Genomic DNA, 10,680 nt, shown 5'->3' with positions numbered 1-10,680 from the left:
CTATATTTATACATGAGGACGCTTAAAATAACACATAATATAAATAACTGTAAAATTAAAGAAGTGCTAAAATTGAATTATGAAATTAAATAAGGATACTAATACTTTAAATCAAGTTGCTACACTCGTTTCTGAAGCTTTTAAAAAAGAGAAAGATCTAAAACAAAATAACAATTTTATGACTAGATATAATCATAGTGATGGGTATGGAATTGTTAATGACCATAATTTAGAGAGCTACATTATGGTTAATCAGTTTGATTGTCGTGTTTTTAGAGAACGAACTAAGATGGCAGGTATTGGCTATGTATCTTCTTCAAAACTTGCGAGAGGGAAAGGAAATATAAGCAAGTTAATGAAAGAAATTTTCGAGGATTTACATAATCAAAATATTCCTTTTGCTAACTTAGCGCCTTTTTCGGAAACATTTTATAGACAATACGGTTTTGAAAATACTATTTATCAAAAGAAATATTCTTTTTCCAGTAAAGCTTTAAAAGATATTTTTGAACCACAAGATGGCGAGATTAGGGTAGGTAAGTGGCAGGATTTAATTATTCAAAATGGAGCTGCACAGTTATATGAAGTTCCCATGCATACCACTAATGAACGGAATACTATAAATAGGCCGTTTTGGTGGTGGAATCGCCTAGATGATTATTATCCTGATAGAAAACTGGCTGTATATTTTGGTAGAGTTGGTTTACCTGAAGCATATATGTTTTTTACCGTGAATCAAACTCATTTCAAAATAGATGAAATGTTTGCAAATGATGTTCAGGGGATTAAAGGATTATTAGGTTTTATGGCTGAAAAGAGTCAACCTAATATGGATTATTCAATTATTACTCCTGAAGAAAGCAGATTGGAAAATATGTTTCCTGAACAAAGATTGCTTTCTATTAATACTTATCCATATATGATGAGCAGGATTATCAATATTTCGCAAATTTTTTCTGCAATTAAGTTAGTGGAAAATGGTTCGTTTGTAATTCGTGTTTCTGAAGATGAATTATGTCCGTGGAATATTGGTAATTGGAAACTTACTCAAACAGATAATGAAATTAAAGTTGAAAAAACTGATTTAAAACCTTCCTTTGAAGGGAGCATTAATGCCTGGACTAAAATTTTTCTTGGTAATTTAAGTGTTGAGAAAGCATTTAAATTAGGTGAAATTAAGGGTAAAAAGCATTCTGATTTTGAAGTTATAAAAGGTACTACTTCATTTTATGATTATTATTAAAAACAGCGATAGGTTGATCTACCGCTGTTTTTTACTATTTATAATATTGCATATCTCTATATTGATAATTGTATGTATAAGTATAATTATCAATATAGAGATATGCTTGAAAAAACAAAATTATTGAATTACTTTTTAAACATTTATACAATATACGTATATGAAATAAAAATCGATAAAAACAGTTTGTTTTCATCGATTAATTATAATATTAAATTGTTGAGAAATAATATTAAGTATAAGTATGTAATAAGGAAACCTGATAGATAAAACTACTTTTAACTTCATCATAGTTTCTGATTTAACTAAATATATTTAGTCGATATTCCATGGATATTACGTGATCACAATTAATATAATCTAATAAATTAACTACTTTGACAACCGATAAAAAATCATAAAAGTTATAGTTGAGAACATTTTTTTGATATTGTTTACTAATCGAACAATATAAATATTTTGTTCGATTAACATATAGTAGAATTATAAAAAAAGAAAAAGGAAAGATTAGGAAATGGAGAAAACTATTCAGTATCATCGGACTAGTCGTGATATTATTCAGGCTTGTTGGACGCTATTGAAGGAAGAAAATTTTAATAAAATTACTGTTAAACAAATATTAGATAAAGCAATGATCAGCCGTTCAACTTTCTATCAACATTTCAGTGATAAATATGAAATTATTGAATATGTAGAAAAACAATATTTAATAGAATTTATGAAGTTAGTTAATTCGATGGCTATATTATCTAAAAAAGAAGATACCAATCTCAAATTTGATCAAATAGATAAAAAGGCTACAGAATTCTTTGAAAAAAATAATGAACATTTGAAATTGCTTTTTGAAATTGACGAAACTGATTTGAATTTTAGATATAAGCTTAGAAAGACAATTAGCGAATATATTAGTAATACGACTCCAAATTTAAATGAACTCGAATTGGCATTATTATCTGCACAGGCAGTTGAATATATTGTTTATTATATTAATCATACTAATGAGGTAAAAAACTTCGCGAGAACGATGATTGACGGCCAAATCACGGTGTTTTTAACTATTTTAGGAATTAATATTAATAGTACGAATGGTGGAAATATCAAAGAAAAATTGAATAATTTGATGATAAATTATCCGGGAAATAAATAATTATGAAAGAATCACTTCAATTTCAGAGAACAACTCGAGATATTATTAAAGCTACTTGGAAATTGTTAGAAGAAGAGAATTTTAATAAAATCACTGTTAAGCAACTGATGGATGAAGCGATGATTAGTCGATCAACTTTTTATCAACATTTTCCTGATAAATATGCTATCGTTGAACAAATTGAAGATAATTATTTGGAAGAATTTAAACGTGTTATAACTAGAAATGCTATATGGGGAGGTCAGCATCGAAGTTATAAAGAAATTAATCGATCATTGAAGAAGTTTTTTGTTGGTTTTAATAAACAATTAAAAATTCTAGATAATATTGATGACATGAATTTAAATTTTACTTTTAGGCTAAAAAACGTAATGATCGAATTTATCACTAAAAAAGCTCCATTTTTAGGTGATTTAGAAGTAAGAGTTTTAGCAGCACAAGTAACAGAATATTTTGTTTATTATATTGATCACCCAAATAAAGTAGATAATATGGCAAATAATGTGTTCAGTGGACAGCTCGATTTAATTTTATCGACATTTGGTATTCAAAATAGTGAAGAGAATCGTAAAAAATTAAAAGATACGTTAATTAACATGATGGGCTTGTAAAGTTGGGAAGGTATTAACTCTATAACGATTGCATTCTTCACCCATATAATGATACGTGTATTTATAAATATACATATAATTGCAATGATGACGTATATTTAACATAGAAATAAACTGTCTAAGTACTTTAAGAATAAGTTTTATCATGTGCGAAACGTTCCACGTGAAATATATTTGTTTGAAATATTAATCCAAAACAAAACCACAATCATTTCGAATTGAGACCCAAAAGTTAAACACTTTTGGGTCTTTTTAGCATAAAGTTAAACACTTTTGGGTCTTTTTAGCATAAAGTTAAATGCCGCGTTCTACTTGACTTTACATAGGAAGATCATAATATGTTAAGTTTATTTGTAATTAAAAAAGAATTATCAATGGTTGTAGAGAATAAATTATTATTTTTGTAAAAATAGTTAAGAGTAAGATATTTTTATAGGTAAATTAAAAACTAATATATTTGAGATGTTAATTTAAATAGGATTATATCATTATATTAGATATTTCTTCTGGTAAGAGTTTATTTATCATTAAATTACAACAGTATTATGAGCAAATAATGATATTATAAATGATCTAAATAGATGACAATATTTATTGAAGAAAGCGGTTGCATAGAAGGCAACTGCTTAATTATATAAAAAGTAGAATGATCTTAATATTGATTAAATTTTCATATTAATCGATAAATTAAGATATTTGTATTTTTTTATTCTTAAATGTTTTTCTGTTTTAGAGAGAAGGAATTATAAATGGATGGGAAAAGTGAAGATCTAGCCGTTAAAGTTAATGGTGGGAAACCGATTCCTAAATTTGGCTTAAAGGATAGAATTGGTTATGCTTTTGGTGACTTTGGTACGACTTTGTTAATGGGAATGTTAGCCTCATTTTCAGCTATTTACTGTACAAATGTTTTAGGAATTTCACCATTAACTTTCTCTACTGTAGGGCTTGTTACTACTTTCTTTGCAATGTTTACTGATGTTACAGTTGGGAGAATTTCTGATTTAACACCGTTAGGTAAAAAAGGACGTTTTCATCCTTGGATTAGAACACCGAAATGGTTTTTAGGCTTATCAATTATTATTATATATTTACCATTTATTCGGCAATGGGCATTGGGAGCTAAAGTTGCATATTGGTTTATTGCTAACATGTTTTATATTGCTTGTTTATCAAGTTTTAATATTCCATACGGAACTTTAGCTTCAGTATTAAGTAATGATCCTGATGATCGTGATTCATTATCAATTTTTAGAAATATCGGTTCAGCCTTGGGTGCTGGAGGAACAGGATTTGTTGTTCCGTTCATTGTTTACTCAACTCATAATGGTCAGCAAGTTCTTTCTGGTGATCGCTTATTCTATTGTGCATTGGGCTGTGTTGTTTTAGCAATGATTTTTTATACTATTATGTACGCTTTAACAACAGAGCGTATTGTAGTAGAACACCCCAAGCATGCTGAAAAGAAAACTTTCGTTAAAGGAATTTTAAAAGACAAAGCTTTACTTATCTTTATTCTTGCTGAAATTTTTATTGTACTAGGTACTTCATTTATTTCTTACATGACTAATTATATGTATGTTGTATATTTCCAAAATAGTCATGCATTATCTTTTGCTAATTTGTTTAATTATGCGAATACTTTGATTCTTTCATTATTTGCTTTTCCATTAACTAAAAAATTTGGTAAAAAGAAAGTTGTTTCAGTTTCATTATTTATTGCTTCCTTTATTTTCTTGGTAGTTTATCTTTTGAAGTTAAGTAACGGTTGGGTTTATTTAGCTTTGAGTTTCTGCAGTGCATTATGCTTCTCAATGTTTAATATTATGACTTGGGCATTTATGACTGACGTTAGTGAATATCATGAATATTTGACTGGAACTCGTGAAGACGGAACAATCTATAGCGTTAATATGTTAGGCCGTAAAGTTGCGCAAGCTATTAATTCGTTTGGCGCAGGTGCTTTATTAACAGCAATTGGTTATAAAGCAACGACAACTGGTAGTACAACTCAATCAGCTGATGTTTTAAGTAAAATGTATTCAATGAGTACACTTATTCCGTTTGTTTTATTACTTATCGGTGCATGTATTCTCGCCTTTGCTTATCCACTAAGTAAAGAAAAACTTTCTGAAGTTACTAATGAATTAAACAAACGTAGAGGTAAAAAAGAAAGTAAATAATTAAATATATAGCTCTAGGTTATAAAATGATCTGGAGCTATATATATTTATAAATATAACTATATGTACAAAGATAATTGATTTTACAAAATATTTTTAAAAGATAATAAAATAATCAAATTATGATATTTATTCAAGTAAAAAAACTATATAAATATAGTTAATAATCCAGAGAATATAAAGTACTCATAAGTATTTAAGAACTAAAAAACGGTCAATATAAAGGGAGGAAAAGAAAAAATGAAAATTTTCTTTATTCAAAGAAAAAGTAAAATTATTTTAGATGATGACCAAATTACAACCTTTTTAAATAGTAAAAAATTTCCACATAAAGATAATATAGAAATCCATTTCATTAATTATAATTCTGAAAAGGAATGGCAAGAAATTAAAGTAGTTAAAGATGACATCGTAATTTTAGGTTTGGGGCGTAGTTTCAATCCTAATTATGTTAGGAAAGAACTTAATAAGCAAATAAGATTTTTTATGGCGAAAGATGCTAAAGTGGTTTTAGCAACAGAATGTCGTTATTTTGATGAAATGGAAAAATACTATGATAAAGATACAGATAATTTATTAATTCATAAGTTGTCAAAGGATTATCGTTTACCCGTTTTAGATATTTATAGCTTTATTAATTCATGGTATTTATCTGCAAATAATGAGGAAAAAGAAATAGCTTTAGAACAAGTTCCAGGTTTAGAAACAAAACAGCAATTTAAGTCAGTACAAAGCAAAAAGTTATTTACTAATTTTATTGCAAGATGGCTTTATCATCATTTCTTTATGCCTACTAAGCAAGAGTATTTTTATGGTGCATCAATGTATCCTGAAGTATGGAATGATGAAGTAGTTGAAAAAGATATTAATAGTCTTCATAAATCTGGGTTCAATACCGTTCGTATAGGTGAATTTTTCTGGGATAAATTGGAACCAGAGGAAGGCCATTATGACATGAATTATCTAAAGAACTTATTAGATAAATACCAAAAAATAAATATTAATGTTATTCTCGGTATTCCTTCCCCTACACCGCCACGTTGGTTTACGATTCATTATCCCCAAACAAGAATTGTAAATAAGGATGGTCAGATTGATGAACATGGTTCAAGACAACATGTATGCACTAATAATTTGATTTTTAGAAAAAAAGTTTATGAATTAACTAAACAAATAGCTAATATTGCAAAAAAATATTCTAATGTTAAAGCGATTCAGATAGATAATGAATTTAAATGTCATGTTGATCAATGTTTTTGTCCAACTTGTAAGATACTATGGCATCGCTGGCTCAAAGAAAAATATTTAACAATTGATCGGCTTAATCAAGCTTGGGGAACCAATATCTGGAGTGAAGGTTATCCTAATTTTGATGCGGTAGTTATGCCTGTAAAAACGCCATTTGCTCACAATGCAGGTTTAGAAAATACTTTTGCAAAATTTACTCAAGATACGGTTAATGATTTTGCTTCAGGGATCATTCAAATTTTGATTGCAAAGACAAATATTCCAATATTACATAACACTTCAATGAACTTTAATTTAGATAACTTTGAATTATTTAATCAATTAGACTTTGTAGGTTATGATACTTATCCACGTTTTGATGAGTATTGGAATTTCCACATCAATTTAGATTTGTGGCGAAACTTGAAAGATAATAAAAAGTTTTATCTTTTAGAAACGTGTTCATCTCATGTTGGTTTTATTGGAAATTATGTGCCACCATATCCACGTGGTTATTTAGTAACTGAAATCTTTTTGGGTTATGCCGCCGGATTAAGTTCAATTCTGTTTTGGCCATATAGAGCCCAGCCGGTTGGAGTTGAACAAACTCATGGTGCGGTGTTAACTCAAGCCGGAACACCAGATTTGGGCTATAAAGATGTTGTTAAGGGTGGAAATTTACTTCAACAATTAAAACCAATTTTAGAAACAACAACTATTAAAGAATCAAAAGTTGCAATTGTTTATTCTGATGCCACTAAAATTTATATGAATACGGAAAGTGGCGGTATTTATCGTTATCGTCCAACTTTTACAGAAATATATGAAGCTGTTACCAGACGAGGTATTTCAGTAGAAATTATTAATGAAAATGATGATTTTAGTAAATATAAATACGTTTTTGTTCCATTTATTAGATATGTAAGTGATCATTTGCTAAATAAATTTAAAAATTTTACAAAAATGGGAGGAAAATTATATCTTGGACCATTAACTGGTGATCGAACAATTGAGGGTAATTGGCATAAAGACATTAATGGTTTAGGAAAATTAGGAGAATGGTTACAAGTTAAAGACGTAATACAATATTTGTCCAGCGAAGAGAAAACGGTTGCAAAAATTCACATAAAGGAAAAGAATGATCAATTCAAAGATTTAGTAACTTTATTTAACACAGATTATCCAATTAAAGGTTTTGTTACGGATGCACAAGTTGCAGAGAAGCGATCAATTACTTATCAAAAGAATAATGTTACTTATATTGGTGGAATGCCACGGAATTGTATGAAGAGTCCATTTTGGGATGAATTGCTTGCACCTATTAAGAAAGAAAGTCAAATTATAATGGATGATGGTATTTATAAATATGAACGTGAAAATAATCAGAATACTTTTATATTTTTAGCTAATATGTCGGATCATGCATCTAATTATAATCTAAATATTAATTATAAAAATATGAACAATGAAATTGTTGAAATCGGGCAACATACTATGCCTGCATTTTCATATCAAATTCTCAAATTAAAAAAGTAGAAGGCATATTATGCAATATTTTGAAAAACATATTGAAACTCCCCTTTCAAAGGATGCTGTTTTAGATTGTTATATTCAGGATAATGAGTCTTGTGCGCAAGATCGTCTTCGTCCTGCAATCGTTATTTGTCCGGGTGGTGGATATGAAGAAATTGCTGATCGAGAAGGTGAACCGATTGCAATTAAAATGTTGGGATATGGCTTTCAAGCTTTTGTTCTTAATTATAGTTTAACTCCAACGCATTTTCCGGTTGCTTTAACTGAATTAAGTAGTTCAGTAGAGTTTGTTAGAAAGAATGCTAAAAAATTTAATATTTCTCCTGATGCTATCTTTGTTGCAGGTTTTTCAGCGGGAGGGCATTTAGCTGCCAGTTTAGGCGTTTATTGGTCATCAAAGTTATTAAAAGAATTGGGGTATAATTCAGAAGATATTAAACCCAACGCTTTATTACTAGGATATTCAGTTATTACGTCTGGAGAATATGCTCATCATGCTTCTATTGTTAATTTGTTAGGTAAAAAGGATTCTAATAGTTTAAAAAAGTTGCATCAAGTCTCACTAGAATTACACGTAAATGAATTAACTCCCCCAAGTTTCATTTGGCATACAGCTACAGATGATGTAGTTCCAGTTGAGAATAGCTTAATGTTTGCATCTGCTTTAAAGAAAAATAATATTAATTTTGAATTAACTATTTATCCTCAAGGTGGGCATGGCTTGAGTCTGGGAACAATTGAAACAGCTCATAAAAGTGGAGATGATATAGTTCCGTGTGTAACAAATTGGCCAGATAAATTTGCAGAGTTTGCAAAAAATATTGGTCATACTTTTTTAAGTAAAAGAGGCAATGTATGTTAACGTCGTTGGATAAATTTAAAGACTATCGAGGTGTAGGTGAAAAACCGAAAGATTTTGATCAATTTTGAAAAAAAGGTAAGAAAAATGTTGATAAGTTAGGTACAAATTATATTTTGAAAAAAGCTAATATTCCATCTAACGTTGTTAACTTTTATCATTTATATTTTACAGGTATTGGCGGTGCAAAAGTTCACGCTCAACTTGTTATTCCGAAGAAGATACACGGTTTTCATCCAGGAATGTTAATGTTTCATGGCTATCACTGCAGTGCTGGTGATTTTGAGGATAAAATAGGCTGGGCAGCAGAAGGCTTTATAGTCTTAGCTTTAGATTGTCGCGGTCAAGGTGGTCTTTCAGAAGATAATCAAGCCTATCATGGTGATATTTTAAATGGTTTGATTATTCGCGGAATTGAAAATTGGAATCCTGTTAAACTGTATTTTTATCGTGAATTTTTGGATACATATCAAGCCACTAAAATTTTAATGAAAATGGAACATGTTGATAAAAATAGAATTTTTGTACATGGTGTCTCACAAGGTGGTGGGTTGGCTATCGCTTGTGCAGGGCTCGTTCCAGAGATTTATAAAGTACAAGTTGCGTATCCATTTTTGTCAGATTATCGTAAGGCTTATTTATATGGTTCGTCAACAGCTTTTAGCGAATTATCTTATTGGTTTCATTATCGTGATCCGTTGCATAAAAAAGAAACAGAATTCTTTAATATGTTAGATTATATTGATATAAAATTTTTTGCTGACAATATAAAAGCACAAGTGTTGTGGGAAATGGGAGGTTCGGACACTCAAGTTCCACCAGAGACACAAATGGCAGCGTATAATCGTATTAATTCTAAAAAGCAAATATATTTAGCACCTGAATATGGACATGAATTCATCCCACGTATTGGTGATAATATTAGAAAATTTTTTATCCATCCGATGTAAGCGGTATCATAAAATGATACAATTAGACTGTAAGCATAAAGTTGAAAAAAGCGATGGTCTAATGAATATTGAATTTAATGAATCTGAGAAAAATTATCCTTTCAAGTTTTATGATATTGGTTTGAATTGGGTTCAACATAAAGTTTATCGTCCTAGTGGTTTTAAATACTATCATTGGTTACAGACGGCTAGAGGAGTTGGACACATAGAAATTGGTTCTAAAAAGTTCAAATTATATCCACATCAAGGATTTTTAATGCGCCCCAATGTTCCATATTCTTGCTACCCAGATTCTGATAATGAATGGTTAACTTCATTTTTAACATTTGAAGGTACAGCAACAGATTCAATTGAAACTTTTTTGGAATTAAATAATTATCAATTATATTTAAGTCTTGATCCAGAATTAGAAAATTTTATTCAACAGAACTATAAAACCTTTTCGTTGGCTGATTATCCTTCATCTTTAGATCAATCAGCACTAGTTTATAAATTTGTGACACTTTTAAAGAAGAATGCTTTTTCTAATAAGACTCAGTTTACTACTAACAATATTAATAATTCGATAATTGAGTATATTAGGGTACATTATCGTGAAAAAATTACTAATCAAACTTTGAGTTTAGTAGCTGGATATTCAGTTCCTCATACTATTCGATTATTTAAAAATGAAGTTGGTGAAACACCAATGGAATACTTGAATAAATTTAGGTTGAGAATGGCAAAAACGTTAATTGATTTTAGAGATGAATTGAGTATTGAAGAAGTTTCTGAATTAGTTGGTTATAGAAATCTTTCATACTTTATTCAGCAATATAAAAAATTCTACAATTTAACACCTGGTCAGGAACGGAGAATAGGTAGTGATTCTAAAGAAGCTAAGTAATAAAAAGTTTGCTTAGCTTCTTTTTTATAAAAATGGGAGTA

Annotated in this window: 7 protein-coding genes and 1 pseudogene; all 8 read left to right on the top strand. The window is 29.2% G+C overall.

Translation table 11 applies throughout. The features are described 5' to 3' along the window. Positions 1-79: 79 nt before the first annotated feature. Positions 80-1,243: a GNAT family N-acetyltransferase gene (locus JCM6256_RS03740; RefSeq protein WP_025080466.1), complete on the top strand. Its 1,164-nt coding sequence runs from the start codon at positions 80-82 to the stop codon at positions 1,241-1,243. 514 nt (positions 1,244-1,757) lie between these two features. Next, the gene (locus tag JCM6256_RS03735; RefSeq protein WP_025080465.1) at positions 1,758-2,390 is read left to right on the top strand and encodes a TetR/AcrR family transcriptional regulator; all 633 of its coding nucleotides are present in this window, start codon (positions 1,758-1,760) and stop codon (positions 2,388-2,390) included. 2 nt (positions 2,391-2,392) lie between these two features. Next, positions 2,393-3,001 carry a TetR/AcrR family transcriptional regulator gene (locus tag JCM6256_RS10330; RefSeq protein ID WP_025080464.1) on the top strand — a complete coding sequence of 203 codons (609 nt, stop codon included), beginning with the start codon at positions 2,393-2,395 and terminating at the stop codon, positions 2,999-3,001. Between the two features lie 749 nt (positions 3,002-3,750). Then, a complete protein-coding gene (locus tag JCM6256_RS09615) occupies positions 3,751-5,184 on the top strand; it encodes an MFS transporter (protein ID WP_051545868.1) in 1,434 nt (477 codons plus the stop codon). A gap of 240 nt (positions 5,185-5,424) precedes the next feature. Beyond that, positions 5,425-7,947 carry a beta-galactosidase gene (locus tag JCM6256_RS09610; protein ID WP_025080463.1) on the top strand — a complete coding sequence of 841 codons (2,523 nt, stop codon included), beginning with the start codon at positions 5,425-5,427 and terminating at the stop codon, positions 7,945-7,947. Positions 7,948-7,957: 10 nt separating this feature from the next. Further along, positions 7,958-8,806, top strand: a complete 849-nt coding sequence (locus tag JCM6256_RS03715) for an alpha/beta hydrolase (protein ID WP_025080462.1) — start codon at positions 7,958-7,960, stop codon at positions 8,804-8,806. Positions 8,807-8,898: 92 nt separating this feature from the next. Beyond that, positions 8,899-9,753 (top strand): annotated as a pseudogene (locus tag JCM6256_RS09605) (acetylxylan esterase); the annotation flags it as partial. Between the two features lie 61 nt (positions 9,754-9,814). Beyond that, complete coding sequence (locus JCM6256_RS10325; protein WP_162149729.1) at positions 9,815-10,639, top strand: AraC family transcriptional regulator; 825 nt, start codon at positions 9,815-9,817, stop codon at positions 10,637-10,639. The last annotated feature ends 41 nt before the right edge of the window (positions 10,640-10,680 follow it).

The organism is Lactobacillus hamsteri DSM 5661 = JCM 6256 (genome assembly GCF_000615445.1).
GTDB lineage: Bacteria > Bacillota > Bacilli > Lactobacillales > Lactobacillaceae > Lactobacillus > Lactobacillus hamsteri.
Note: the sequence above shows the minus strand (reverse complement) of the source record. Positions and strands in the feature narration are given on the sequence as shown.

Bases quoted from the DNA above. Each gene is read 5' to 3' on its own strand.
- JCM6256_RS03740 (WP_025080466.1), top strand. From the start codon at position 80: ATGAAATTAAATAAGGATACTAATACTTTAAATCAAGTTGCTACACTC.
- JCM6256_RS03735 (WP_025080465.1), top strand. From the start codon at position 1,758: ATGGAGAAAACTATTCAGTATCATCGGACTAGTCGTGATATTATTCAG.
- JCM6256_RS10330 (WP_025080464.1), top strand. From the start codon at position 2,393: ATGAAAGAATCACTTCAATTTCAGAGAACAACTCGAGATATTATTAAA.
- JCM6256_RS09615 (WP_051545868.1), top strand. From the start codon at position 3,751: ATGGATGGGAAAAGTGAAGATCTAGCCGTTAAAGTTAATGGTGGGAAA.
- JCM6256_RS09610 (WP_025080463.1), top strand. From the start codon at position 5,425: ATGAAAATTTTCTTTATTCAAAGAAAAAGTAAAATTATTTTAGATGAT.
- JCM6256_RS03715 (WP_025080462.1), top strand. From the start codon at position 7,958: ATGCAATATTTTGAAAAACATATTGAAACTCCCCTTTCAAAGGATGCT.
- JCM6256_RS10325 (WP_162149729.1), top strand. From the start codon at position 9,815: ATGAATATTGAATTTAATGAATCTGAGAAAAATTATCCTTTCAAGTTT.